Below are 955 nucleotides of genomic sequence, written 5' to 3' on the forward strand. Positions count from 1 at the left end.
CAGGCAAGTCGCCACCTTGGCGCTTTCAATCTGGTTGGGCAGGCGGATTTTCTGGCCATTGCTCTCGAAACTGGCGGGCGGCAACGCATAGCCCACCTGCATTTTCACAATGGCAGAATAAATAGCCGACGCCATCAGCCATACCTGCTCACGGCTGCCGGAATCGTAGCCGTTGATACTGCCCGACTTGCCCGCCTTGCGCAGAATCTGGCTAGCCTGGCCCAACAACCGGTCCACCGCCGGATCGTTCGGCGTGCAGAACGCCGCCAACAATTCAGGAATGTAGGTCGCACCGCCCCACTCATTACAGGCCAACAACTCCACCGGAATCGCCAATTCGGCCAGGCACTGCTCAGCCTGGGTGACTCGAATCGTCACCGTGCCGCGCATGGATTCCGTCAGCCCCAGCAAGAAACCGCCATCCAGCTCCAGGTCACGGTCCTTCATAGCCAGCAGACCACCCGCCGCCAACCGGTCCACCGTCCAGGTCTTCGCCTTCACAAACGCCGGGGAGGCTTCTAATGTCACCGACAGGTCTGACAGATCCTGCTCTTCATCCAGATTCTCGATCTGCAATTCCCGCAGCACGGCAAAGGCGCTCTGGTGGCAGGCGAAGTTGATCTTTTCCACCAGGGTGGTGTGGATTTTTAAATTTGGTAGGCCCTGGTCTGACATAGCTAATCCCCTAAAAATTCATAGCATCAACTCGCACTGGTCATCTCCCGATAAAAACAGTGCGATTTATCGCTCACGCCGAAGAACAGATATTGCTTTACCTTTTACTAAAATCTGCATGCCACTCAATAATCTTTGTGAGCGCCTCGTCCAATACAGCTGGATCAGGTATATCCACAGGAGATTCATCGGACTGGCTATGTTCAAAACAAGAGAATTGATCCATGAGCGTCTCAATAAGCTGGCAATCCTCATTTGTTACCTTCGCCAACCTATGGAC

Annotated in this window: 1 protein-coding gene and 1 pseudogene; both read right to left on the minus strand. The window is 54.1% G+C overall.

Annotation, left to right across the window (positions count from 1 at the left end):
* A pseudogene (locus A3730_RS25705) lies at positions 1-675 on the minus strand (DNA helicase); the annotation flags it as partial.
* Between the two features lie 97 nt (positions 676-772).
* A partial coding sequence (locus A3730_RS32835) for a hypothetical protein (RefSeq protein WP_231884049.1) occupies positions 773-955 on the minus strand: 183 nt, incomplete at its 5' end.

The organism is Alcanivorax sp. HI0044 (assembly GCF_001634945.1).